General features: G+C 64.4%; 25 protein-coding genes. 11 read left to right on the top strand and 14 right to left on the bottom strand.

The features are described 5' to 3' along the window. Nucleotides 1-134: 134 nt before the first annotated feature. Entirely contained in the window at nt 135-1,130 is a 996-nt protein-coding gene (locus NKH49_RS30780; RefSeq protein WP_352540001.1) for an aldo/keto reductase, read from the bottom strand. A 105-nt stretch (nt 1,131-1,235) separates the two neighbouring features. On the opposite strand from NKH49_RS30780, the gene NKH49_RS30785 reads away from it, so the two are divergent. From NKH49_RS30785 to NKH49_RS30805, 5 genes are all read left to right on the top strand, one after another. Next, the gene (locus NKH49_RS30785) at nt 1,236-2,126 is read left to right on the top strand and encodes a LysR family transcriptional regulator (protein ID WP_352619095.1); all 891 of its coding nucleotides are present in this window, start codon (nt 1,236-1,238) and stop codon (nt 2,124-2,126) included. Nucleotides 2,127-2,186: 60 nt separating this feature from the next. Next, the gene (locus tag NKH49_RS30790; RefSeq protein WP_352619097.1) at nt 2,187-2,765 is read left to right on the top strand and encodes a cytochrome b; all 579 of its coding nucleotides are present in this window, start codon (nt 2,187-2,189) and stop codon (nt 2,763-2,765) included. Between the two features lie 68 nt (nt 2,766-2,833). Next, entirely contained in the window at nt 2,834-3,409 is a 576-nt protein-coding gene (locus NKH49_RS30795) for a YceI family protein (protein ID WP_352472551.1), read from the top strand. Nucleotides 3,410-3,549: 140 nt separating this feature from the next. Next, the gene (locus NKH49_RS30800; RefSeq protein WP_352929256.1) at nt 3,550-4,536 is read left to right on the top strand and encodes a Gfo/Idh/MocA family protein; all 987 of its coding nucleotides are present in this window, start codon (nt 3,550-3,552) and stop codon (nt 4,534-4,536) included. A 58-nt stretch (nt 4,537-4,594) separates the two neighbouring features. After that, nucleotides 4,595-6,253 carry an FAD-binding dehydrogenase gene (locus NKH49_RS30805; RefSeq protein ID WP_352929259.1) on the top strand — a complete coding sequence of 553 codons (1,659 nt, stop codon included), beginning with the start codon at nt 4,595-4,597 and terminating at the stop codon, nt 6,251-6,253. A 165-nt stretch (nt 6,254-6,418) separates the two neighbouring features. Here the strand turns inward: NKH49_RS30805 and NKH49_RS30810 are convergent, their stop codons facing one another. Beyond that, a complete protein-coding gene (locus tag NKH49_RS30810; RefSeq protein WP_352743890.1) occupies nt 6,419-7,165 on the bottom strand; it encodes a GntR family transcriptional regulator in 747 nt (248 codons plus the stop codon). Between the two features lie 99 nt (nt 7,166-7,264). On the opposite strand from NKH49_RS30810, the gene NKH49_RS30815 reads away from it, so the two are divergent. The 3 genes from NKH49_RS30815 to NKH49_RS30825 all read left to right on the top strand — a co-directional run bounded on the left by NKH49_RS30815 (nt 7,265) and on the right by NKH49_RS30825 (nt 9,126). Then, nucleotides 7,265-7,819, top strand: a complete 555-nt coding sequence (locus NKH49_RS30815) for an autotransporter (protein ID WP_352929262.1) — start codon at nt 7,265-7,267, stop codon at nt 7,817-7,819. Between the two features lie 156 nt (nt 7,820-7,975). Continuing rightward, entirely contained in the window at nt 7,976-8,761 is a 786-nt protein-coding gene (locus NKH49_RS30820; protein WP_352682190.1) for a DUF899 domain-containing protein, read from the top strand. Between the two features lie 98 nt (nt 8,762-8,859). Further along, complete coding sequence (locus tag NKH49_RS30825) at nt 8,860-9,126, top strand: hypothetical protein (RefSeq protein ID WP_352682188.1); 267 nt, start codon at nt 8,860-8,862, stop codon at nt 9,124-9,126. 46 nt (nt 9,127-9,172) lie between these two features. Here the strand turns inward: NKH49_RS30825 and NKH49_RS30830 are convergent, their stop codons facing one another. The 7 genes from NKH49_RS30830 to bcoG form a co-directional block, all read right to left on the bottom strand. After that, nucleotides 9,173-10,111, bottom strand: a complete 939-nt coding sequence (locus tag NKH49_RS30830; RefSeq protein WP_352929265.1) for an alpha/beta hydrolase — start codon at nt 10,109-10,111, stop codon at nt 9,173-9,175. A gap of 222 nt (nt 10,112-10,333) precedes the next feature. Further along, nucleotides 10,334-11,116, bottom strand: coding sequence for a carnitinyl-CoA dehydratase (locus NKH49_RS30835; protein WP_352472543.1), 783 nt, complete (start codon nt 11,114-11,116; stop codon nt 10,334-10,336). Next, complete coding sequence (locus NKH49_RS30840; protein ID WP_352929267.1) at nt 11,109-13,187, bottom strand: acetate--CoA ligase family protein; 2,079 nt, start codon at nt 13,185-13,187, stop codon at nt 11,109-11,111. The genes NKH49_RS30835 and NKH49_RS30840 overlap by 8 nt, the downstream gene beginning before the upstream one ends. A gap of 201 nt (nt 13,188-13,388) precedes the next feature. After that, complete coding sequence (locus NKH49_RS30845; protein ID WP_352451618.1) at nt 13,389-14,552, bottom strand: acyl-CoA dehydrogenase family protein; 1,164 nt, start codon at nt 14,550-14,552, stop codon at nt 13,389-13,391. Between the two features lie 4 nt (nt 14,553-14,556). Further along, nucleotides 14,557-15,630, bottom strand: coding sequence for a 3-hydroxyacyl-CoA dehydrogenase NAD-binding domain-containing protein (locus NKH49_RS30850; RefSeq protein ID WP_352451617.1), 1,074 nt, complete (start codon nt 15,628-15,630; stop codon nt 14,557-14,559). After that, nucleotides 15,627-16,256 (bottom strand): HD domain-containing protein, encoded by a 630-nt coding sequence (locus NKH49_RS30855; RefSeq protein WP_352682179.1) that lies wholly within the window; start codon nt 16,254-16,256, stop codon nt 15,627-15,629. The genes NKH49_RS30850 and NKH49_RS30855 overlap by 4 nt, the downstream gene beginning before the upstream one ends. 31 nt (nt 16,257-16,287) lie before the next feature. Beyond that, complete coding sequence (gene bcoG, locus NKH49_RS30860; RefSeq protein WP_352451615.1) at nt 16,288-17,199, bottom strand: 3-dehydrocarnitine:acetyl-CoA trimethylamine transferase BcoG; 912 nt, start codon at nt 17,197-17,199, stop codon at nt 16,288-16,290. A 76-nt stretch (nt 17,200-17,275) separates the two neighbouring features. Between bcoG and NKH49_RS30865 the strand changes: the two genes are divergently transcribed. Next, nucleotides 17,276-18,256: a GlxA family transcriptional regulator gene (locus NKH49_RS30865; protein WP_352929270.1), complete on the top strand. Its 981-nt coding sequence runs from the start codon at nt 17,276-17,278 to the stop codon at nt 18,254-18,256. A gap of 86 nt (nt 18,257-18,342) precedes the next feature. Here NKH49_RS30865 and NKH49_RS30870 read toward each other — a convergent pair whose 3' ends face one another. Together NKH49_RS30870 and NKH49_RS30875 are read right to left on the bottom strand one after the other, a co-directional pair. Continuing rightward, the gene (locus NKH49_RS30870; RefSeq protein WP_352929273.1) at nt 18,343-18,552 is read right to left on the bottom strand and encodes a hypothetical protein; all 210 of its coding nucleotides are present in this window, start codon (nt 18,550-18,552) and stop codon (nt 18,343-18,345) included. Nucleotides 18,553-18,718: 166 nt separating this feature from the next. After that, entirely contained in the window at nt 18,719-19,375 is a 657-nt protein-coding gene (locus NKH49_RS30875) for an O-methyltransferase (RefSeq protein WP_352929276.1), read from the bottom strand. A gap of 93 nt (nt 19,376-19,468) precedes the next feature. On the opposite strand from NKH49_RS30875, the gene NKH49_RS30880 reads away from it, so the two are divergent. Next, complete coding sequence (locus tag NKH49_RS30880) at nt 19,469-20,101, top strand: TetR/AcrR family transcriptional regulator (RefSeq protein WP_352929279.1); 633 nt, start codon at nt 19,469-19,471, stop codon at nt 20,099-20,101. Between the two features lie 132 nt (nt 20,102-20,233). Here the strand turns inward: NKH49_RS30880 and xylA are convergent, their stop codons facing one another. Then, a complete protein-coding gene (gene xylA / locus NKH49_RS30885; RefSeq protein ID WP_352929282.1) occupies nt 20,234-21,559 on the bottom strand; it encodes a xylose isomerase in 1,326 nt (441 codons plus the stop codon). 110 nt (nt 21,560-21,669) lie between these two features. On the opposite strand from xylA, the gene NKH49_RS30890 reads away from it, so the two are divergent. Continuing rightward, a complete protein-coding gene (locus NKH49_RS30890; protein ID WP_352472535.1) occupies nt 21,670-22,032 on the top strand; it encodes a nuclear transport factor 2 family protein in 363 nt (120 codons plus the stop codon). A 38-nt stretch (nt 22,033-22,070) separates the two neighbouring features. Here NKH49_RS30890 and xylB read toward each other — a convergent pair whose 3' ends face one another. Together xylB and NKH49_RS30900 are read right to left on the bottom strand one after the other, a co-directional pair. Further along, nucleotides 22,071-23,525: a xylulokinase gene (xylB, locus tag NKH49_RS30895; RefSeq protein WP_352830581.1), complete on the bottom strand. Its 1,455-nt coding sequence runs from the start codon at nt 23,523-23,525 to the stop codon at nt 22,071-22,073. A gap of 191 nt (nt 23,526-23,716) precedes the next feature. After that, on the bottom strand, nt 23,717-25,042 hold the full coding sequence (locus NKH49_RS30900; RefSeq protein WP_352929284.1) for a tetratricopeptide repeat protein: 1,326 nt from the start codon (nt 25,040-25,042) through the stop codon (nt 23,717-23,719). Nucleotides 25,043-25,051: the final 9 nt, after the last annotated feature.

The following is a 25,051-nucleotide window of genomic DNA, read 5'->3' on the forward strand; positions in this document are numbered from 1 at the left end:
CACGGGAATCGGTGATCGCAACGTCACCACCGTGCCATGGCCGCTCGCCCCTCAGAGCAAGCCCCGTTCTCTCTCCAAAACTTTTTGCAGAACCTTCAGCACACTATCGTTTCGATTACGCCGTCGATTGCCGTTCACCCGTTAACCAGGGCCAGCAGCTCCTCGGTATAGCGCTTGCCGACCACCTTTTCCGGCGACAGCGCGTCGCCGATGGATGCCACTTCGGCCTGGCTCAGCACGATATCGGCTGCCGCCGTATTCTGCTCCAGATGGCGCATTTTTCGCGCACCAGGGATCGGCACAATGAAGTCGCCCTGATGCAGCACCCAGGCGAGCGCCAGCTGCGCCGGCGTCACGCCCTTCCCGGCGGCCATCTTTTCCAGCACGGCGACGACCGCCGCATTGGCCGCCATGGCGTCGGCCTGGAAGCGCGGCAACCCACGGCGCCAGTCGTCGGCGCCGAGAACATCGGGCTTGGCGATCGTGCCGGTGAGCAGGCCGCGGCCGAGCGGGCTATAGGGGACAAAGCCGATGCCGAGCTCACGGCAGACAGCAAACACCTCCTCCTCCGGATCGCGGCTCCACAGTGAATACTCGCTCTGCACGGCGGCGATCGGGTGCACGGCATGCGCCCGGCGGATGGTCGCCGCACTCGCCTCCGACAGGCCGAGCGCCCGCACCTTGCCCTCGCGCACCAGCTCGGCCATGGCGCCGACCGTATCCTCGATCGGCACGTTGGGGTCGACGCGGTGCTGGTAATAGAGATCGATCACCTCCGTATCCAACCGCTTCAATGACGCTTCGGCCACGGCCTTGACATGCTCCGGGCGGCTATCGACACCGGCCATGCGCTCCATGCCGCTGCCTTCTTCGAGGATTTTGAAGCCGAATTTGGTTGCGATCGTCACCTTGTCACGCACCGGCTTCAGCGCCTTGCCGACCAGGATCTCGTTCTCGTAAGGGCCATAGACCTCGGCCGTGTCGAAGAAATTGACCCCGATCTCGACGGCATGGCGCAGCGTGGCAATCGCCTCCGCCTCCGGCTGGCCACCATAGGCAAAGCTCATCCCCATGCAGCCGAGGCCGACCGGGTAGACGTCAAGTTCATTGCCAAGCTTTCGGGTTTGCATCACGTGTCTCCTTGTTGTGATGGTTGTGATGCCGCAGAGATAGCGTCTTGCGCCGAGTTCGATAATCGGCTCTCAATTGCACGGGCTGTTCCAAGAAATAGATCAATGAAGCGAACCCATCTTTCACAGCTCGCGGTACTGGCAATGGTCGCCCAATGCGGCAGTTTTCGCGGCGCCGCCAAGGAACTGGCAATCGCGCCGTCGGCGGTCAGCCACGCGGTGTCCAGCCTCGAAGCGCGCCTCGGCGTGCGCCTTCTGGCGCGCAGCACGCGCAGCGTCGCTCCGACCGAGGAGGGCGCGCAACTGCTCGAGCGCCTCAGGCCGGCGCTGTCGGAAATCGACCTTGCGCTTGAATCGGCAATCGAGGCGCGCCACCGGCCGGCGGGCAATCTCAGGCTGACCGTGCCGCGCACCGCCGCCCACCTGGCGCTGACGCCGAGGCTCGGCGCCTTTGCTGCTGCCTATCCCGACATCGTGCTGGAGATCGTCATCGAGGACCGCTTCACCGACGTGGTCGAGGGCGGCTTCGATGCCGGTGTGCGGCTGGGCGAGAGCCTGCAGCGCGACATGATCGCAGTGCGCATCGGACCAGACCTTCGCGGCGCGGTGGTCGGCACGCCATCCTACTTCGAGACCAGGTCCAAGCCGCAGCATCCGCGCGATCTCGCCGCTCACCGCTGCATCCGCTTCCGCTTCTCCAGCGGCATCATCTATCGCTGGGAATTCGAGAAAAACGGCGAGGAGATCGAAATCCCGGTGGAAGGGCCGCTGATCCTCGACGAGGACCATCTGATTGCCAATGCCGCGGTCGACGGCGCCGGGCTCGCCTTCGTGTTCGAGGACTACGTCCGCGACCCGCTCGCCGCCGGCAAGCTCGTTCGCGTGCTGGAGGACTGGTGCCCGCGCTTCGACGGCTTCTTCGTCTATTACCCCAGCCGCCGCCAGATGCGGCCGGCGCTCAGGGCCTTTGTCGATTTTTTCAAGGTCGGCGAGTAAGCCAACCCTCCCCACGAGGGAGAGGTGGAAGAAAGCCGACCTGGCATTCGTTCACCGACCATGTCAGCACTGCCCAAAAACCAGACGGCCGGCTACGGCTGGACGGCGATCATCCTTCACTGGCTGATCGCGGCGCTCTTTATCGGCCAGTTCGTGCTCGGCTTCGTCATGGTGCGGCTGTCCAGCCAGCGCACCGCCTTCGAGCTGATCCAGCTGCATAAATCCTTCGGCTTCCTGCTGCTTGGACTGGTCATCCTGCGCATCGCCTGGCGCCTAGGCAGACCGGCCCCGCCGCTGCCGCGCTCGGTCGGGCCTTTCGAGCGCCGTGCGGCGCCGCTGGTCCATCTCGCGCTTTATGCGTTTCAGCTCGCTCTGCCGTTGTCCGGCTGGGCGCTGGTCTCGGTCTCGGTGCTGGAGATCCCGAGCGTGCCGTTCAATCTGTTCGTCATGCCCAATCTGCCGATCGGTGAATCGGACACGGCAGAAAGCTTCTGGGCAGCGACGCACTGGTATCTCGCCTATGCCGGCATCGGACTTGTCGCTTTGCATCTCGCCGCAGCGCTGCGCCATCATTTCTGGCTGAGGGATACCGTGCTGACGCGCATGATCACGGCTTCGTCACATCACGACAGGGAATAGAGCGGACGGCTCATTCGTTGATGGGGCGAGGACGCAAGAAAGCGTTGTCTGCCAAGAGGACCATTTCCATGTACGCGCGCATCTTCGGATTTGCGGCAGCCGCCGCTTGTTTTGCCATGCCTGTTTTCGCCGCCGTTGCCCTTGGCGAGGCGGCCGGCAGCTACACGATCAGCCCGGGGAGTTCCAGCATCCATTTCTCCATCGCCAAGCTCGGCGGCGGCGGGCTCGACGGTGCCTTCTCCCGCTTCAAGGGCAGTATCCTCATCGACAACAGTGATGTCGGCCGGTCCCGGGTCAATTTCACCATCTTCCCCGAAAGCGTCGGTACCGGCCAAAGCCGCATCGATGCCTTTCTCCGCTCGGACGCCGTTTTCGACGCGGCCAACAATCCGGAGATCCAGTTCCGTTCGACCAGCGTCAAACGCACCGGCGACACGTCGGCCCTTGTCACCGGCCGGCTGACGGCGCGCGGCAAGACCTTTCAGGAAAAATTCACGGCCGAGCTCGGCGGCCTCCGGGCGGGCACGATAAAATTCCACGTCACCGGCAAGGTGCTGCGGTCGCGCTACGGCATGGATGTCGGCACGCCGATTTATTCCAACGTCGTCGATTTCGACATGACGCTGACGGGTAGAAGGGGATAGCCTTTGCAGGTTCCGCAGGGGGCAGCGCCGGCATCCGGACAAGCCGCAGATGATCGCCGTGTTCGCCGCCATGCTCCCGCATTGGCTTTTCTCCTGAATTGGGGCAAACCTCCAGGCCTGCAATCGAGAGGAGAAATCTGATGTTCCGATGGGGAGTTTTGTCGACGGCCAAGATCGGCCGCGAGCAGCTTTTGCCGGCAATCGTCGAAGCGGAGAACGGCGTGCTGTCCGCGATTGCCAGCCGCGATCTGTCGAAAGCGCAGGCGCTGGGCGAACGCTTCGGTGCGCGCCACGCGTTCGGCTCCTATGAGGAGCTGCTCGCCTCCAGCGACATCGACGGCGTCTACATTCCGCTGCCGACCTCGCAGCATGTCGAATGGACAGCCAAGGCGATCGAGGCCGGCAAGCATGTTCTGGTCGAAAAGCCACTGGCGCTCGACGCCAAGGACATTCCGCCATTGATCAAGCTGCGCGATGCCAGGAAAGTGCTGGTCTGCGAAGCCTTCATGGTCGTCTACCATCCGCAATGGATCAAGGTGCGCGACCTCATCGCCAACGGCGCCATCGGCCGGCTGCGCCATGTCCAGGGCGCGTTCTCCTATTATAATGTCGACCCCAACAACATGCGCAACAAGCTCGATCTCGGCGGCGGTGCGCTGCCCGACATCGGCGTCTATCCGACGGTATCGACGCGCTTTTCGACCGGCAAGGAGCCTCTCCGCGTCCAGGCGACGATCGAGCGCGACAAGACATTCGGCACCGACATCTATTCCTCGATCCGCGCCGATTTCGGCGACTTCGAGCTGTCGTTTTACCTGTCGACGCAGATGGCGGCACGCCAGGTGATGGTCTTCCACGGCGAGAAGGGCTTCATCGAGGTGTTCTCACCGTTCAACGCCGGGCTCTACGACCATCACCGCGTCGAACTGCACAACCAGAACCACAGCGAGGCGCAGGTTTTCCGCTTTCCCGGCACGCAGCAATACCGGCTGGAAGTCGAGGCCTTCGCGCGGGCGGCACGGGGCGGCAAGGACCGCGTCTTCACTCTGGAAGAATCGGTGCTCAACCAGAAGGTCATCGATGCCATCTTCCGCGCCGGCGAGAAGGAAGGCTGGGAAACAGTCTAGGCCGGCCATGATCCCAAAAAGTGGGGACCGGTTTTTGGACAAGATCATGGCCAAATAGATGTCCGACGATGCGGATGTGATCATTGTCGGCGCCGGCCTTGCCGGCCTTGTCGCGGCGGCCGAACTGACTGCGGCCGGCAAGAAGGCCATCATCGTCGAGCAGGAGCCGGAACAGTCGCTTGGCGGCCAGGCATTCTGGTCGCTCGGCGGAATCTTCCTTGTCGATTCGCCCGAACAGCGTCGCATGCGCATCCGCGATTCGTATGAGCTGGCGCTCGAGGACTGGCTGGGCACCGCAGCCTTCGACCGCACGGAAGATCTCTGGCCGCGCCGCTGGGCCGAGGCCTATCTCGGCTTCGCCGCCGGCGAGAAGCGCTCCTGGCTCATGCAGCGCGGCCTGAAATTCTTTCCGGTGGTCGGCTGGGCCGAGCGCGGCGGCGGCAATGCCGTCGGCCACGGCAATTCGGTGCCGCGCTTCCACATCACCTGGGGCACCGGCCCTGGCGTGCTCGAGCCGTTCGTGCAGCGCGTGCGCGAGGCCGAGAAACGCGGGCTGATCCGCTTCAAATTCCGTCACCGGGTAAACGAATTGACGCGGACGGGCGGCGTCGTCGACGGCGTGCGCGGCGACCTGTTGGCGGCGAGCGATGCCGAGCGCGGCCGCAAGAGCTCGCGCGAGATCACCGGCGATTTCGAGCTGAAGGCGCAGGCCGTCATCGTCGCCTCCGGCGGCATCGGCGCCAATCACCAGCTGGTCCGGGAGAATTGGCCGAAGCGGATGGGCGCGCCGCCGAAACGCATGATCACTGGCGTTCCCGATCATGTCGACGGCCGCATGCTGGCGATCGCCGAAGCCGCCGGCGGCCGGCTGATCAACCGCGACCGCATGTGGCACTATGTCGAGGGCGTCAGGAACTGGGCACCGATCTGGACCGATCATGCGATCCGCATCCTGCCCGGCCCGTCATCGCTGTGGCTCGATGCGCGCGGCAAGCGCCTGCCGGTCCCGCTCTATCCCGGCTTCGACACGTTGGCCACGCTCAGCCACATCATGAGCACCGGCTTCGATCATTCCTGGTTCATCCTGACCAAAAAGATCATCCAGAAGGAGTTCGCGCTGTCGGGCTCCGAGCAGAACCCCGATCTGACGGGGAAGAGCTGGCGCCAGGTGCTCGGCCGCGCCACCAGCGGCGTGCCCGCGCCGGTCAAGGCGTTCATGGAGAAGGGCGAGGATTTCATCGTCGAGCCTGATTTGCCGGCGCTGGTCGCCCGCATGAACGCAGTGGCCGGCGGCGAGCCGCTGCTCGAACTGGCGCAGGTTGAGCGCGAAATCCGCGCCCGCGACCGGCAGCTCGACAATCCGTTCTCCAAGGACATGCAGATTACTGCGTTGCGCGGTGCGCGAGCCTATCTCGGCGACCGGCTGATCCGCACCGCAAGACCGCACAAGCTGCTCGATCCCGCCAATGGCCCGCTGATTGCCGTCAGGCTCAGCATCCTGACCCGCAAGACGCTCGGTGGGCTGGAGACTGACCTCGACAGCCGCGTGCTGGGCGCCGGCGGCCAACCAGTCGAGGGGCTGTACGCGGCGGGCGAGGCCGCCGGTTTCGGCGGCGGCGGCATGCACGGCTATGCAGCGCTCGAAGGCACGTTTCTCGGCGGCTGCATCTTTTCCGGCCGCAGTGCCGGACGGGCGGCGGCACGCGCGGTGGGGTGAAACAAGGCCCGCGGGCGGCCGTTGCGCCAAGGTGGCGGGTCGCACCGAGTGGCCAACTTCCCTTAGAGCATTTTGCAGCCAAATGGAATCATTTGGCGTCCGCATAAATGCGACAAAACAGATAGTTAGAGCGGGTTACCGGTTCCAGGAGAACCGGAACCCGCTCTAGGCGAAGGGCTGCAAATTGACGTCTTGAAGCTTGGAACCGGCAAGCAAAGCCTCGAGCACCTGCTTCTTGAGAGACAGGCACTGCGAACGGGCAAGTTTGACGATGGCGGAAACCTCGCCTGCCTCGCAGGCAAGGACCAGCTCCTTTTGCTGGGCGATGATCAACTGGGTGAAGTCGCGGGACTTGAAGCCGAGGTGGAGAACCCGCGCCGACTGGTCGAGTATCTGGTCCAGCAGATGCGCCAGTCGTAAATTTCCCGAGAGCTCCGCAAGGGCCAGACGAAAGGCACAGTCGGCCGCAAGGAAGGCGACGTGGCTGCGTAGCGTCTCCGGCTTCAGCACCTTTTTCGCCGCCAGCCTGACATCCTCGAGCCCGCGCTCGGTCATGTTCGATGCCGCCACCCTGAACACTTCCGGTTCGATCAAGCTGCGGACATCGAAGATCTCGTTGACGTCCCGCAGGCTAAGCGTCGCAACGACGTAGCCGCGGCGCGGTTCGCTCCTGACCAGCCCTTCCTGCATCAGTCGGGCCAGCGCCGCGCGGATGGTCGCCTTTTTGATCTGGTACCGGTCACCGATCTGCTTCTCCGTCAGCGCTTCACCGGGGCGCAGCACGCAGGCAATGATGTCGTTCCTCAGCTGCTCATATGCCTGTTCCCTGCGAAGGACGTCGGCGGCCGACAGTGCTGTCGCCTCGACCGTGGCCGGCCTTGCCGGTTCGGCGGTCAACTTCGTCGTTTTCATATTCCGTCCGTCTGGCTGTCCCGTTGACGCTGGCATCAGCATTCGCTAGCGTGAGCATCTCAGATTGATGATCTGAGCATCTCAGCGAGGATAACTGATATGCCTTTACACGCCAACTCGCCTCTCTACGCCGCTGCCGATGATATCGTCAATGCCGCGAAGGGGCCAGATCCCCTCGAAGCGGTAAGGACGGTCCTGGGCGACTATACCAACCGCTTTCACGCATCGGGAACACTCGCTCACGAAGAAGACGACGACGAGGTGCTTCTGCATGCGAGCCCGAACCTGACGATCTATCACATCACGCTGTCGCCCGGCCTGCAGTACCCGCCTCATAACCACCTGATGGATGCCTTGATCGGCATCTACAAGGGCAGCGAGACGAACTTCATCTATCCCGTTGCCGGCAGCGAACTCGATGTTCCCGAAAGGCAGGACATCGCAGCGCCTGCCGTGGTGCACATGGCGTCAAATACCGTTCATGCGGTTGCGAATACGGGCGGTGCGCGATCGGGTGCGCTGCATGTCTACCTCGGCGATCTCACACGAACCCACCGGCAGCTGTGGAGTCCGGATAGCAACCAGGCCGAGCCGTTTGACAATGACCGCTATCTGGCCGGCGCTCGGCCCATTCAGCAGTCCGGGCACGAATGAGCGCAGGGGCGTCGCGGGCGGCGAAATTGGCCGTGATCAGCGGACCCGTCGGAATCGCGTCACACTTGTCACTCTCGCCAACCCGCTATCGCCCCTATCCTATCTGACGACCCAACACGTCGCGCCTGCGGCGACAAACCAGCAAGGAGATGCACAATGACGGCACATCAGAATGGCACAGGCGAGCAGACGAAGCGGCTCGCGATGAAGACACCACCGGTCGTTTCGTCTGACGCGTGGGAGGCCGCGCGCCAGCAACTGCTCGTGAAAGAGAAGACCGTGACCCGGGCTCGCGACGCACTGGCCGCCGAGCGCCGGCGGATGCCGTGGATGGCGGTGGAGAAGACCTATACGTTCGAAGGGCCTGATGGAAAGGTGAGCCTGCTCGACCTGTTCGAGGGCCGCCGTCAGCTGATCGTCTACCGCGCCTTCTTCGAGCCCGGCGTATTCGGCTGGCCCGACCACGCTTGCCGCGGCTGTTCGCTGGGGGCGGACCAGGTCGGCAACCTCGCCCATCTGAACGCCCGCGACACCACGCTTGCCTACGCCTCGCGCGCACCGCAGGCCGACATTGCGCGGCTGAAGGCGCGGATGGACTGGAAGATGCCCTGGTACACCATCACCGACAGCTTCGATGCCGACTTCGGCGTTGACGAGTGGCACGGCCACAACGTGTTCATCCGCGACGGCGACCGCGTGTTCCGCACCTACTTCATCAACAACCGCGGTGACGAGGCGATGGGGACCGTATGGAGCTATCTCGACCTGTCGCCGCTCGGCCGCCAGGAGGTTTGGGAGGATTCGCCCGAGGGCTATCCGCAGACGCCGACGTACAAGTGGTGGAATTGGCACGACAATTACGGCGCCGAAGCCGTCCCCGACAAAAAATGGGTCGAGATATCGGACGCCGGAGAGGCCGCGTTCCGGAATCGCACCGAATAGAACGTCTTTGGCGTCGCGGAAATGCAGCCAGGACAATTGGAGGAGCGGGATGCACGGTTCAATTCGACGCATCCCGCTCGCTATGCAGGACTACGGACATGAGCGAGATTCATGCAGGCGGATCCACCGGCGATGCGAGCCCGGCCGACCATAGTGCAGCCGATTGGCTGTCCTTTGCGGCCGCGCCGACCTTCGCAACCATGGCGCTGCTGACGCTTCTCGGCGGAGCGCCGGACATGATGTGCTCGACCGGGCAAGAGGCGTCACCGCTCGACGGCATGGTCCCGATGTACCTGCTGATGAGCGGCTTCCATTTAGGACCTTGGCTGAAGCAGGTTTCCGGCCGGCGACGCCGCCGCAAATAGAGCTGTACCGGCCGACAAAGGCCCGTTCTGGTCGGGAAGACATCCCTCACCAGATCCACTCGCCCCTTCCCAAAACCGCTACCGCATCGACAATCCGGGTAAAGCTCGAGCGGGCGCGGCCGGCCGTGTGCCTGGCGCGCAAATAGCCATGCACCAGCCCCGGCTCCTCGAGCCACCAGGCGCGCCCGCCCGCGGCAACGATGCGGTCGCGATAGGCTTCGCCGTCCGACGACAGCGGGTCGCATTCGGCGGTGATCACGACGGTGGGCGGCAGATTGGCGAACTCGGCGTCGGCGAGCGGCCACAGAGTGAGATCGCCGGTGCGATCCTCGCCACCGGTCCTGATGTCCCTGTAGAAAACGAGGTCGCGCGCGGTACGCATCGGCGCTTCCGCGTGGGTGACGTAGGAACCGGCGGAGCTGTCGCCGCCAAGGCCGGGATAGACCAGAATCTGGCCGATCGGCTTGCGCGCATGGCCGCGCGTTGCGTGACTGACGGCGGCGGCGAGATTGCCGCCGGCACTGTCGCCGCAGAGCAGGACAGGACGCTCGTAAGTCGCCGCCGCCCATTCGAAGGCGCTGATGGCATCGTCGAAGGCGGCCGGATGAAGGTGTTCAGGTGCCAGCCGGTAGTCGACCGAAACCACTTCGTAGCCGGTGCGGCTGCAAAGCTCGGCGCAGAGGTCGTCATGGCTGTCGAGCCCGCCGAGGATAAAACCGCCGCCATGGAAATAAAGCACCATCGCCGCCGTTTCCGGCGCCGGAGCGCGGTAGATGCGGATCGGAATGTGCCAGGGTGTGGCAATGGCGGTGGTTTCCGCCGTGACGCCTTGGGGATAGCCGGCAAAGAACTCGCGGCACATCCGGTTATAGATCTGGCGCTGCTCGGCGACGGTGTAGTCGATCGTATCGGGCGGATAATAGGAGTTAGTCCGCTCGATGAAGCCCCAGGTCTCGGCGTCGATGAGGGTTTTGTAGTCGGTCATGGGCGCTGAATGGATCGCAATGAATCCGCGTGAACACCCCCCTCTGGCCTGCCGGCCATCTCCCCCTCAAGTGGGGAGATTGGCAGCTTCGGCCTTGCAGCCCATCTTGCAACGTTGGAGATTGGCGAAAACCGAAGCGACATCCGATCTCCCCCCTTGAGGGGGAGATGGCCGGCAGGCCAGAGGGGGGCGTGACGGAGTGCCGTCATTTCGGCAATACCTTCATTTCCCCTTCCACACCGGATCGCGCTTCTCGGCAAAGGCGCGAAAGCCCTCGAGATTGTCCTCCGAGCCGTAGAGTGCGTCAACCGTCGACAGTTGCCGGCGCGTCACCCGGTTCATCGCGTCCTGGAAAGTCAGCGATTCTGCGACCCGGGCCGTCTCCTTGATCGCGGCGAAGACCAGCGGCGGGCCGCTGGCGAGCAGCCGCGCGATTTCCCAGACGCGGTCCTCCAGTCTTTCCTTGGGCAGCACCTCGTTGACCAGGCCCCAGCGATGCGCCTCGGCGACATCCATCCAGCGGCCGGTGAGCAGAAGGTCCATGGCGACATGGTAGGGGATACGCTTCGGCAGCTTGATCGTCGCCGCATCGGCCAGCGTGCCGGCACGGATTTCGGGCAGCGCGAAGGAGGAGTGGTCCGACGCATAGATGAGGTCGCAGGATAGCGCCAGTTCGAAGCCGCCGCCGACCGCCATGCCGTTGACGCAGGCGATCACCGGCTTGTTGAGGTCGCGCAGTTCCTGCAGCCCGCCGAAGCCGCCGACGCCGTAGTCGCCGTCGACAGCGTCGCCGCCGGCCGCTGCCTTCAGGTCCCAGCCGGCGCAGAAAAACTTGTCACCGGCGGTCTTGACGATGGCGACGCGCAAGTCGGGATCGTCGCGAAACGCCTTGAAAGTCTCGCCCATCAGCCGCGACGTCTTCAGGTCGATGGCATTGGCCTTGGGCCGGTCGAGCGTGACTTCGAGGATAGTGCCCTCGCGGCGGGTGGTGATGACGTCAGACATTTTTGTTCTCTCCAAGCACCAGCAGCGCATCGGCGATCCAGGCGCCCTTGCCTTCGGTGCAGACGATCAGCGGATTGATGTCGAGTTCCTCGATCTCGCCGGCGTTTTGCTGCACGAAAGCGGCAATGCCCGATATCGCATCGATTGCCGCCGCGACATCGGCCTTCGGCCGACCGCGATAGCCGTCGAGCAGCGGGAACAGTTTCAGCCCACGCAAAGCGGCCTCGATATCGTCGCGGGTCGCCGGCAGCATCAGCGTGACGCTGTCGCGCAACAGCTCGACCAGCACGCCGCCGGTGCCGAGCGTCATCACGGCGCCGAACATCGGGTCGCGGGTGAAGCCGACGAGCAGCTCGGCGACGCCGTCGCGCACCATGCGCTCGACATAAAGGCCCGTGCCGAGCGGGCCGAGATCGTGGGCGGCGGTGCTGACGGATTCAGCATCCCTCAAATTGAGCCGGACCGCGTCGAGCTCGGACTTGTGGATGACGCCAAGGGCCTTCAGCGCCACCGGGAAGCCGAGCGCCATCGAGGAGATGACAGCTTCGACCGCGTTGCCGGCGCGCTCGCCCTTCGGCACGGGGAGCCCGGCCTCGATGAGCCGCGCCTTCGCCTCGGCCTCGTCCGGCGTGACATGGTCGCCGGCCGGCGCGCCGGACGCCGAAGTGTCGATCGGCTGCGCCTGCGGCTCGCGCCAGGCCCAGCCGATGAAGGCCGCCGCCTGGGCGGCGTCAATGGCTTCGGAGATGCCGAACAGCGGCACCATGCCCCGCGCCATCAGGCCGGCAGTGTATTCCTCGGGCAGGTTCTCCGGCAGCGAGGAGACGATCGCGCCTTGCGCGCTGTTGGTCTTCAGCGCCGATTCGAAGGCGCGCAGCGTCGCCCACCAGTCGGTGTCCGAGCAGCGGTCGGGGCGCGGGAAATCGAGCACCAGCATGTTGAGGTCGAAGCCCCCCGACACCATCGCGGTGAAGGTGGCGGTCATCGCCGGCTCGTTGTTCCAGATGAAGGTGTGGTAGTCGAGCGGGTTGGCCACCGCGACCAGCGGCCCGAGCGTCGATTTGACATGCGCGCGGTGCTCGGGGGTGAGTGGCGGAAACGTCACCCAGCGGCCTTCGGCGCTGTCGGCCATGACCGACGCCTCGCCGCCCGAACAGCTCATCGACGATAGCCGGTAGCCGGGCAGGGGGCCGGTGACGTGCAATAGCTTGAGCGCCTCGATGAAGGCGGGAATTGAATCGATGCGGGCGATGCCGAGCCGCTTCAGGAAGGCGCCGGACGCCGCGTCCGAGCCGGCCAGCGACGCGGTATGGGAAACGGTCGCCTGCCGCGCCTGCTCGGAGCGGCCGACCTTCATGGCGATGACAGGCTTTTTCAGCTCGCGTGCCCGTGCCGCCAGCCTTTCGAAGCCGGCTACCGAATCGAAGGCCTCGATATGCAGGCCGAGCGCGGTGACGCGGTCGTCCTCGATCAGGCCGAGCGCCATTTCGGAAAGCCCGGTCTGCGCCTGGTTGCCGGCGGTCATCAGAAAGGCGATCGGCAGGCCGCGCTTCTGCATCGTCATGTTGATGGCGATGTTCGACGACTGGGTGATGATGGCAACGCCGCGACCGCCTTCTGGCAGCCTGATGCCGCCATGCTGGTCGGGCCACAAAAGCGCGCCGTCGGCGTAGTTGATGAGCCCGTAGCAGTTCGGCCCGATGATTGGCATTTGGCCCGCCGCCGCGACCAGCTCGGCCTGCAGCCGCTCGCCGTCCTCGTCATAGGCCTCGGTTTCGAGGAAGCCGGCGGCGAAGCAGACCGCACCGCCGGCGCCGCGCTCGGCCAGTGCCTTGACCACTTCGATGGTCAAGTGCCGATTGACGCCGACGAAAGCGGCATCCGGCGCGCCGGGCAATTCGGCCACCGAGCGATAGGCCTTGCGGCCGGCGACCTCGGCCTTGCTCGGATGCACCGGCCAGATATCGCCGGCAAAGCCCATCTTGATCGATTGCGCGACCACGGCGGCAGCCTGCGCACCACCGAAGACCGCGATCGTTCGTGGGCGCAAAAGACGTTCAAGTTTGTGCATGAACACCCCCCTCTGCCCTGCCCTCTTTGCCAAAACTTGGCATCTCCCCCTCAAGGGGGGAGATTGGCAGCTGGGCCGCCGGCCCCAGGCATGCAACGGTAATAACTGGCGAAATCAGGAATGGCGGCCGATCTCCCCCCTTGAGGGGGAGATGTCCGATAGGACAGAGGGGGGCGCGAAGGAATGCAAACATTGCGCTGTTCAGCCCCCGAACGGGCGCAGCAGCGCCCGCGAGATGATGTGGCGCTGGATTTCCGAGGTGCCTTCCCAGATGCGCTCGACGCGGGCGTCGCGCCAGATGCGCTCGAGCGGCAAATCGTCCATCAGCCCCATGCCGCCATGGATCTGGATCGCCTCGTCGGCGACAAAGGCGAGCATCTCGGTGGCCTTCAGTTTGGCCATGGCCATGTCCTGGTCGGTGACGGTACCCTGATCGTACTTCCAGCCGGCTTCGAACACCATCAGGTCGGCGGCCTTCAGCTCGGTCGCCATGTCGGCGAGCTTGAACGACACGCCCTGGAACTTGCCGATCGGCTGGCCGAACTGCTGGCGCTGCGCGGCGTATTCGACGGCGTGGCCAAGCGCCCGCTCGGCGCGGCCGAGGCAGGTGGCGCCGACCTGCAGGCGCGTCGCGCCAAGCCATGAATTGGCGACGTCGAAGCCTTTGTGGACCTCGCCCAGAACCTGACTGGCCGGCAACCGGCAATCGTCGAATTCGAGGATGGCATTGGTGTAGCCGCGATGCGAGACGTTGCGGTAGCCGTCGCGCACGGTGAAACCCTTGGTGCCCTTGTCGACGAAAAAGGCGGTGATCTTCTTGCGTTTTCCACGCGAAGACTCTTCCTCCCCCGAGGCCATGAAGACGATGGCGAAATCGGCGAGATCTGCATGGCTGATGAAATGCTTGGTGCCGTTCAGCACCCAGTCGTCGCCGTCTTGCACGGCGGTTGCCTTCATGCCGCGCAAATCGGAGCCGGCGCCCGGCTCGGTCATTGCCAGGCAATCCCATTTCTCGCCGCGAATGCAGGGAAACAGATATTTTTCGCGCTGCTCCGGCGTGCCGGCGAGAAGGATGTTCGAAGGCCGCGCCACGCAGGTCCAATGCAGCGCGTAATTGGCGCGGCCGAGTTCCTTTTCATAGAGCAGCCAGGTCACCGTATCGAGCCCGGCGCCGCCGACATCGGCCGGCATGTTGGCGGCATAGAGGCCGGCTTCGATCGCCTTGGCCTTGATCTCCTCGATCAGCTCGCGGCGCAGCACGCCGGTACGCTCCACTTCGCGCTCATGCGGGTAAAGCTCGTTCTCGACGAAGGCCCGCGTCGTCTCGACGATGAGCTTCTGCTCCTCCGAAAGACCAAAATCCATGGTCTCAGCCTTTCTTCCTTTTCTTCGGCTTTTCAGCCTTGGCCTTTTCGGCCGCCTTGGAGGCGGTGGGCTTCTTCGCCGCAAGCTTGGCCAACTGCCTGGTGTAGTCCTTATGCAGGGCGCCGGCACCCCAACCTTTGCCTTTGTTCTGCTTCGACAGTGCCTCCATGATGGCGACCAGATTGTCGTCGCGGATCTTCTCGAGATCGCGGATCGACAGACCGTGCGCCTGGTCGTCCGACTGGGTCGCGATCAGCTCGACCAGCTCGTCGTTGAACTCCGGCACGTCCATCAGCTTGGTCCACGGCCATTTCAGGCACGGGCCGAACTGCGCCATGAAGTGGCGCATGCCGGCCTCGCCGCCGGCGACGCGATAGACCTGGAACATGCCCATCTGCGCCCAGCGCAGGCCGAAGCCGTAGCGCATGATGTCGTCGAGCTCCTCGACCGTGCAGATGCCGTCCTTGACCAGCCACAGCGCCTCGCGCCAGGCCGCTTCGAGCAGCCGGTCGCCGACGAACGCTTCGATCTCCTTGCGGATCACCACCGGCTTCATGCCGATCGAGGCATACATCTCCTTGGCGACTTCGATCGCCTCGGGAAAGGTCTGTTCGCCGCCGACGATTTCGACCAGCGGCAGCAGATAGACGGGGTTGAACGGATGGCCGACGACCAGCCGCTCCGGGTGCTTCTTCATCGCCACCTGCATGTCGGTCGGCTTGATGCCGGAGGTGGAGGATCCGACAATGGCGTTGGCCGGCGCATAAAGGTCGATCTCGGCCAGCACGCGGTGCTTCAGGTCGAGCCGCTCCGGCACGCTTTCCTGGATGAAGTCGGCGTCTGCCACCGCCTCGGCGATCGTCTTGGCGAAGGTAAGCTTGCCCTCCTTCGGCAGGCCGCCGGGCAGCATCTGCTTGTAGGCGCGTCGCGCTCCCTTCATCACCTCGCCGACCTTGCGTGACGCCTCGGGGTCGGGATCGAAGATCGACGCGTCGATGCCGTTGAGCAGCAGCCGCGCCACCCAGCCGGCGCCGATGACGCCGCCGCCGATGGCGGCCGCCTTGTTGATGATGCTCATGCGGAGGCTCCGGTTCTTGTCCTGGCTGTTGCGGGGTCGGTGAGGGCGACGCGCTCGCCAGCACGGATCACGGACGCGTCATAGGCCTTGCGCGCGAACACTTCGAGCAGGAAGGGCCGGAAGAAATCGATCGGCAATGTCTCGTAATCCGGGTCGAAGCTCGACTGATCCCAGCGTTCGCAAAACTCATCGCAATCGTCGAAGTAGATGTGCCCGGCGAAACGGTCGCGGGCGTGTGGATTGCCGCCGAGGTGGTGGGCGTAATAGAGGCGCTGGAAATCGCCGTGCTTCTCCACCACCCAGGTGCATTGCTCGCGCACAAAAGGCTTCAGGATGGCGGCTGCATACTCGTCGTGGTTATAGGGCGCGTAGATGTCGCCGATATCGTGCAGCAAGGCGCAGGCAATCCAGTCGGTGTCGGCGCCGTCGCACCAGGCCCGTGTTGCCGCTTGCAGTGAATGGCCGAGCCGGGTGATCTTGTAGCCCGAGAGGCCCGCATCAAGCTGGACGAGCGCGTCGAGCAGCCGCTCGCCGGTCTTTGCCGCATAGTCGATCTCGTGCTCGGTGAGGAAGGCATAGTCCTCGCGGTCGCCGTCCTTCATGGCGGTGAATTTCACGGTCTTCATCAGCGGCTCCTCCCAACCGGCTACCGGCTTTTCAAAGCGGTGCGCGCTTCGTCAGGTTCAGCTTCTTGCGGACTTCGTCCGGGCCGATGACCCTGGCGCCCATATTCGACACGATGCTGACCGCCCGCTCGACCAGCTGCGCATTGGTCGCCAGCACGCCCTTGTCGAGCCAGAGATTATCCTCCAGTCCGACGCGGACATTGCCGCCGGCCAGCACCGCGGCCGCGACATAGGCCATCTGGTTGCGGCCAATGGCAAAGGCCGACCAGTTCCAGGTCGACGGTACATTGTTGACCATGGCCATGAAGGTGTTGAGGTCGTCCGGCGCGCCCCACGGCACGCCCATGCACAATTGCACCAGCGCGTCCGGCTTCAGCACTTCTTCCTCGACCAATTGCTTGGCGAACCACAGATGCCCGGTGTCGAAGGCCTCGATCTCCGGCTTGACGCCGAGCGCCGTCATCATGCCGCCCATGGCACGCAGCATGCCGGGCGTATTGGTCATGACATAATCGGCCTCGGCGAAATTCATGGTGCCGCAATCGAGCGTGCAGATTTCCGGCAGGCACTGGCGCACATGTTCCATGCGGTTGCTCGCGCCGCCCATGTCCGTGCCTTTTTCGTTCAGCGGCAGCGGTTTCTCCGGCGGGCCGAATACCATGTCACCCCCCATGCCGGCGGTCAGGTTCAGCACCACGTCGACGTCCGCCGCGCGGATGCGCTCGGTTACTTCGCGATAGAGATGCACGTCGCGCCTAGGCTTGCCGGTCTCGGGATCGCGCACGTGGCAGTGCACGATCGCCGCACCCGCCTTTGCCGCCTCGATGGCCGAATCGGCGATCTCTCTGGGCGACCGCGGCACATGCGGGCTGCGGTCCTGCGAACCGCCGGACCCGGTCACGGCACAGGTAATGAAAACCTCACGGTTCATCGCTAACGGCATCGGACTCTCTCCCAATAGAACGTAGGGCAAGAATGCCTGACTTGCCGGAAACTGTTTTGCGTTTTACGAAGATCGTGTGACCAAAAACGAAAAACCGACGATCTTTCGGGCCGAGCGTTTGCCGCTCAAGGTAACGCTGCTGGTATTCTCCGGCTCGTCGATCATGTGCGTCGCCTCGGCCGTCGATCCGTTGCGCGCCGCCAACCGCATTGCCGGTGAGACGCTGTTCGATTTCAGGCTGGTCTCGGTGACAGGCGAGGCGCCGGTCACCACATGCGGCCTGCCGGTGGCGGTCAGCGGCCGCTTCGATGCGGCTGACACAACCGATATGCTGGTCGTCGTCGCCGGCTTCGGCACGCAGAACCATGCCACATCGGCCCTGCTGTCCGGACTGCGCCGGGCGGCGCGCGCGGCACGCGCCTGGGGCGGCGTCGAGGCCGGCACCTGGCTGGTTGCCCGCGCGGGTCTGCTGGAGGGGCGCAGCGCCACCACCCACTGGGAGGACATGGAGGATTTCTCGTCGGCCTTTCCCGGCGTCGACGTGCGCCCCGACCGCTACGTCATCGATGGCCCGGTGTTCACCACCGGCGGCGCCTCGCCGACCTTCGACCTGATGCTGCATCTGATCCGCACGCGGCTCGGCATGGCCGTGGCGCTAGATGTCGCGAGCGTCTTCATCTACGACCAGGCGCGCGCCGCGACGGACGCGCAACCGCTGGTCTCGCTCGGCCGTCTCGACGGCTACGATCCCAGGCTGGCGCAAGCCATTCGGCTGATGGAAGCGCATGTCGACCAGCCGCTGACTATCGCCGCCGTGGCAAAGCGCGCCGGGGTGACGGCACGGACGCTGGAAAGCATCTTTCGCAAGTCGATCGGCGAAACGCCCGGCGCTTATTACCTCAGGCTGCGCCTCGGCGCCGCGCGCCGGCTGGTGGTCGACACGCGCATCGCCATGGCGGACATTGCCGGGCGAACGGGGTTTTCGTCCGCCGCGGCATTTTCCAGAGCGTTTTCAAGAGCGTTCGGCGAAGCGCCGGTCAGGCTGCGTCGGGGATAATGCATGTCGCCCAAAAGCTTGGCCACGGGCTTGACCCGAGGGTGCGTAGCGGTTTTGCGATAACGGCATGCATAGACAAAGGTAGATCAGGCAGCGTCCTGGCGGTCGCTGCTGCCGTCGATCTGCGAGCGCATCTGTCTCGCCAGATGGGTCTCGAAGCGGCTGGCGACCGCGCGATCCCATTCGTTTGCACTCAGCGCACCTTGTTTCGGGTGCGGCAGCACCATCAGCCGGTCGATGATCGATCCAGCCTCGCCAGATGAGAGCAGGGCGTCGATTTCGCGTTCGTGCTGCATATCGTTTCGCCTCCTTCTTTCTGAATCCCGCCACGAACCACACTATAGGAGGTTCGTGACGGCTGTTTGAAGGCAAGAGCGAGGCGATTGATGGGCGATGCCGGGCAAAGTTTTGTCCGCCGCCGCCCATCTTGGGCACGATCGTTCCGGCAGGTCAGGCAGTGCTTCAGCCAAGCCGCATCGACAGTTCAACATCCTCGCCGAACGGCGTGGACATGTAGCCACTCCCGGTCGAGCGCACCCGCTCGAGGTATTCGGGGCAAAGATCTGCGTTGTCGGCAACGACGAAGGCGCCCGGCCTGAGGCGGCTTTCAACCAGACTCAAGATCTCGGGATAGAGCGCTTTGGCGCCGTCGAGCAGAAGCAGGTCGACCGTTTCGGGAAGATCGACGCTTAATGTTTGCAGCGCGTCTCCTTCGCGGATTTCCACCATGTCAATGAGACCGCCTGCTGTCAGGTTACTCCTCGCGCGCGCGACCTTGGATGGCTCGAACTCGCTGGTGATCAGGCGGCCGCCGCCATTGTCCCGCAAGGCTGCGGCAAGGTGCAGGGTCGAGATGCCGAACGAGGTTCCAAATTCAACGATCGTCCTTGCGCCGCTGCCTCGTGCCAGCATGTAGAGCAGCATGCCGGTCTCTCGCGAGACGGGAAGCCAGAGGTCCTTTAGCCGCCCATAGAAATCGAGGTATTCGGTCTTGCTTCGAACCAGGCGGCTCCGCTCCTCGACGGAGAGTTCCGCCACCGCGGGGCTCGTTGCGGCAGCGGCTTCCTCGAACAGGCGGTCCAGCAGGGGCGCGAGCGGCGTTGTCGTCAGTATGGTCATATCGGTCTCCAGTCGGAATGGAATGCGTTCTTGTGCGGCACTCAAAATACGACTAATCATTCGCATTCACTAATCGCATTGGTGCGCCCCTCAATGAGCGATCACCGACGCTCCCGGATTTCCTCGCGAAAACAGCCCAAGCAAGCCCGCTCGGCGGAGCTCGTCGCTGCGATTTTGCAGGCTGCTGTTCAGGTTTTGGCGAGGGAAGGCGCGCAGCGCTTCACCACGGCGCGCGTGGCCGAGAAGGCCGGCGTCAGCGTCGGATCGCTGTATCAGTATTTTCCGAACAAGGCGGCGATCCTGTTCCGGCTCCAGAGCGACGAATGGCGGCAGACGACCAGTTTGCTGCGCGATATCCTCGAGGATATCAGGAAACCGCCGCTTGACCGGCTGCGCGACCTGGTCCACGCCTTCCTCCGCTCGGAGTGTGAGGAGGCTGCGGTGCGTGTGGCGCTCGACGACGCCGCCCCGCTTTACCGCGACGCGCCCGAGGCGCAGGCGGCGAGGGCGTCCGGAGACCGCACCATCCAGCTCTTCATGCAGGAGGCGTTGCCGAGCGCCGCGCAAGCGACTCGCGAATTGGCCGGCGACCTGGTCATGACGACGCTCAGCACGGTGGGGAAGCAGTTCTCGGAGACGCCTCGAACCCCCAAGGAGATTGAAGTCTACGCCAACGCCATGGCCGACATGTTTTGCGCCTACCTGAGAGGCCTCGATCACGGCTAAGGCGCGCCAGACCCGGTCAGCGAACAGGCCACGCGAGTTTCACACGGGGCAAAACCTTCGTCGGTTCAGCCCCGCGGAAAGCCGTCTTTAGCCGGCGGCCGCTGAACAATGCGGCCATGAAAACGGTACGCCTCAGACGTACCGGTTGACGATGTTTTCGAGCAATTCCTGGCGGCCGGATCTGGGCTGCGGCTCGATCTTCTCTTTGACGACGCGCTCGGCGATTTCCTCGAGCGTGCGCTTGCCGGCAAGCATCGCCTTGGCCTCGGCCGAATCCCAGCCGGCATAGCGCTGGGCGAGCGGGGCGGACAGCGCCTTGTCCTCGACCATGCGCGCTGCCGCCTTGAGGCCGCGAGCGCAGCAGTCCATGCCCCCGATATGGCCGATCAGCAGATCCTGCGGATCGAGCGACTGGCGCCTGAGCTTGGCGTCGAAATTGGTGCCGCCGGTCTTGAAGCCGCCGGCCTGCAGCACCTGGTAGTAGGCCAGAGCCATCTCCGGCACATTGTTGGGGAACTGGTCGGTGTCCCAGCCCGACTGGTAGTCGTTGCGGTTCATGTCGATCGAGCCGAAAATGCCGAGCGCATTGGCCAGCGCCAGTTCATGTTCGAACGAATGGCCGGCCAGGATGGCGTGGCCCTGCTCGATGTTGAGCTTGACCTCGTTCTCCAGTCCGAAACGCTTGAGGAAGCCATAGACGGTGGCGACGTCGTAGTCATACTGGTGCTTGGTTGGCTCCTGAGGCTTCGGCTCGATCAGGATGGTTCCTTCGAAGCCGATCCTGTGCTTGTAATCGACGACCAGGTTGAGGAAACGGCCGGCCTGTTCCTGCTCGCGGGCAAGGTCGGTGTTGAGCAGCGTCTCATAGCCCTCGCGGCCGCCCCACAGCACGTAGTTCTCGCCGTTCAGCCGCTTGGTGACGTCGATGCAGTGTTTCACCGTCGCCGCCGAATAGGCAAAGACGTCCGGATCGGGATTGGTGGCGGCGCCCGACATGAAGCGGCGGTTGGAGAACAGGTTGGCCGTGCCCCACAGCAGCTTGACGCCGGTCTGCTTCATCTTTCCCGAGAAATAATCGGCGATCTCGTCGAGCCGCGCCGCACTTTCGGAAAAGTCCCGGCCCTCCGGCCGCACGTCGGCATCGTGGAAGCAGAAATAAGGCGCGCCCAGCAGCGAAAACATCTCGAAGGCGACGTCGGCCTTGAGTTTGGCCAGCTCCATCGTGTCGGTACCGCCGGCCTTGGGGAACCATGGCCGGTCGAACGTCTGACCGCCGAACGGATCGCCGCCCGGCCAGGCGAAGGAATGCCAATAGGCGACGGCAAAGCGCAGATGGTCTTCCAGCCGCTTGCCGGCGACGATCTCGTCGGGATTGTAGAACCGATAGGCCAGCGGATTGGTCGAATCCGGTCCCTCGTATTTGATCTGTTGGATGTCGCCGAAAAAACCGCTGCTCATGTTTTTTTCCTCTCGCATGGTTCGGCCTGATTACCTCAGGCGTAATTGGTTTCGCGCTGGCGCTGGTCGAAAAGGCTCATGTCAAAGCCACCCAACGAAGGAGACAGACCATGACCGACCTCAACACCATTGCCGAAAACTACATCGCCGCCTGGAACGAGAGCGACGCCGCACGCAGGAAAGCCTTGCTCGAGGCGACCTTCACCGAGGACGTCGGCTACCGCGATCCGATCATGCAGGGCGACGGCCATGACGCCATCGCCGCGCTGATCGAAGGCGTTCAGCAGCGCTTTGCCGGCTTCAGGTTCTCGCTGAAAGGCAAGCCGGACGGCTTCGCCGATACCATCCGCTTCTCCTGGAACCTCGGGCCGGAAGGCGTCGGCTCCGTCATCGAAGGCACCGATATCGGCGTCATCGAAAATGGCCGGCTGAAAAGCGTCACCGGCTTTCTCGACAAGGTGCCGGCACAGTGAGGCCTTCTCGGCAGGCCACGGCGAGGGCGGGAAACCGCTCACGCCGTGGCGCTCCTGATCGCCGGGTAAAGCTGGCGGTAGCGCTGATAGGCATCTGCATAGGCATCGCTTAGTGCGGCGACCGGCTCGACCGTGGCGTCCGTCGCCGGCGCCGTGCACACGGCGCGCGGATCGGCGCCTGTCGCCGCGATCAGGCCAAGCCGGGCCGCTCCGAAGGCGGCGCCGAAATCGCCGTCGGCTGGGATATCGACTGGCAGGCCAAGCGCTGTGGCGATGGCCTTCAGCCAGTAGCGCGAACGCGAGCCGCCGCCGATCGCCGTCACCCGGGTCAGCGTCGTACCGGCTTTGGCCAGGGCTTCGAGGCTGTCGCGGAAAGCGAAGGCGACGCCTTCGAGCACGGCCTGGGTCAGCGCCGCGCGGCCGGACTCGTGGGCAAGCCCGGTAAAGGCGCCCCGAATGACGGAATCATTGTGAGGCGTCCGCTCGCCTGACAGGTACGGCAGGAAAGAGACACCGCTCGGCGCCTGCAGCGAATCGCCGAGTTCGGCGGTCAACTCGCCGGCACTTTTTCCAGCGATCCCCGACAGCCAGTTGAGCGAATCGGTTGCCGACAGGATGACGCCCATCTGGTGCCAGGTGCCGGGCAGTGCGTGGCAGAATGTGTGCACTGCGCTTTCCGGATTGGGCAGATAGGACGCGTTGGCGGCAAAAAGCACGCCCGACGTGCCGAGCGAGACGAACGCCTGCCCGGCGCCGACCGTGCCCATGCCGCAGGCCGAGGCCGCGTTGTCGCCGGCCCCGCCGGCGATCGGGATGCCCGCCTGCATGCCCCATCTGGCGGCCAGTTCGGCGCGCAAGGCACCGGCCTTGGCCGTGCCTTCGACCAATGACGGCATCTGGCTTTCGTCGAGCGACGTGACAGCGAGCAGTTCGGAGGACCAGGCGCGTTTGCCGACATCGAGCCACGACGTGCCAGCCGAATCCGACATTTCCGAAATATGCTCGCCGGCGAGCCAGAGCCGCAAAAAGTCCTTCGGCAGCAGGACCTTTGCCACCTTGGCGAAAACAGCCGGTTCGTTGTTTTTCACCCAGGCCAGCTTCGGCGCGGTGAAACCGGGAAAGACGATGTTGCCGGTCAGCTTGCGAAAGCGCGGGTCGGCATCGAGCGCGGCCGCCTCGGCGTGGCTGCGTGTGTCGTTCCATAGAATGCAGGGGCGCAGCACCTGGTCGGCGGCATCGAGCAGGGTGGCGCCATGCATATGGCCGGAAAGGCCGATGCCTTTGACTGCCGCGAGTTCCTTCGCATGCATTGACCGCAACTCGCCGACCGCCGCTTCGCAGGCGCGGATCCAGTCGGCCGGGTTCTGCTCGGACCAGCCGGGATGCGGGCGCGACACGTCGAGCGGCGCATGGCCGGAACCGACGATGCTCTGCCTTGCATCGATCAGCAGCGCCTTGACGCCCGACGTGCCGAGATCGAGGCCGAGATACATGTTTCCTCCCATGTCCGTCATGCCTGGCGGCGACGGTCTTTCTTGCTTCGCTGCCCAGTCCTGTGACACGGGCGGCGAAGATATCCCGGCAATCGTGCCGCCGGAAACGCACCCCGGTCAACACGCGAAGATTTTTTCGACGCTCGAAAAAATCTGGCCGGGGCAGTTTTTAAGGCAAGATGTGGCCTTGGTCAATTCGCCGCGAGAGCGGTTGCACGCCGTGAAAACAGTGCCGACAACGGGCTGTCCGGCCGTGCCAGCGCGCGTTCCGCCGCAAGCGCCCTCGCCAGCGCGCCATCACCGGAACGCAATGCCGCTTCGATCAGTGTCAGGTCGATGACGTCGCGTTGTGCGTGGCTGCCGCCGAAGCGATGGGCGATTGCCCGCATCGGCCGGATCAGGCGTATCGTCCCGGCATAATTGCCCTCGCCGAATGCCTTGATGGCGAGCGTCAGGGGATGGCCGACATCCCTGGTGAAACCGGCGTTGTCGTCCTTGCCGCGCATCGCCTCGCGCTGCGCCTCGAGCAAGTTGCGGGCCGGCGCTTCGAGGCCGGCACCGACAAACGCCATCATCGCGTGGGCGTCGTTGAAGGCATAGTGGCCGGCGCTGGCCATGGGCAACCAGTTGGCGGCGAGCGTCGCCCAGCGCTCGCCGACATCGACGCCACCGAGATGCAGCCGCCACAGGATCGCCGAGGCATCGACCATGTTGAGCGCCAGCATCGAGCGTTCGCCATAGATCGGCCCGTCATAGAGCGCCAGCACCTCGTCGATTTCGCCGAGATCATAGTGGAACAGTGCCAGATGCCACCAATTATGCACCTGCAGGAAGCTGTCCCGCGTCCACGCTTCGGGATTGGCGCGCATCCACAGAATGCCGTCCTTCTGCCGGCTCTGCATCTCCATGACATGGGCCACCGCATGCTGGGCCCAGCCGTCGCGCGGCTCGATATCGACCGCCGTGCGGCCAAGTTTTTCGGCGCGCGCGTAATCGCCCATTTCCTCCAGGCCAAAGGCCTGCATGCCGAGTATGGCGTGATAGCCCGGCATGTCGCTCTGCCAGGACGGCAGCGCGCGACCGATGCGGTCGCGCAGCATGCGCGCATTGCCGGTGAAGAAGTCGATCTGGTGGCCGGTCTGCAGCGCCAGCGCATCGAGCGGAAACTCGATGGCGATATCCTCCAGCACGCGGGCGGCCTCGTGCCAGCGTCCCTCCGCAAGGTGGCCAAGGGCGGCGACATGCGCCTGCTCGCGTGTTGTCGCGGCAAGCGGCAGCGCCGCCTCGTGACATGCCTTGGCCACCGCCGTCGCCTCACGCTCTGTGGCGAGGCCAAAGAGATAACCCTTGAACACCTGCGCCATGACGAAGCCGGGATCTTCGGCGATTGCCCGGTCAACGGAACCGACCGGATCGCCGATGAAGCACTGCAATTCGCGAACAGCCCGGCTGTAGGACGAGAGCCCGGCCTCCGTCGCGCCAGACAGTGTCAGGCCGAATGCATCGCTCACCGCCATGGTCCGTCC

This window comes from Mesorhizobium sp. M1088, assembly GCF_040318575.1.
Lineage (GTDB): Bacteria > Pseudomonadota > Alphaproteobacteria > Rhizobiales > Rhizobiaceae > Mesorhizobium.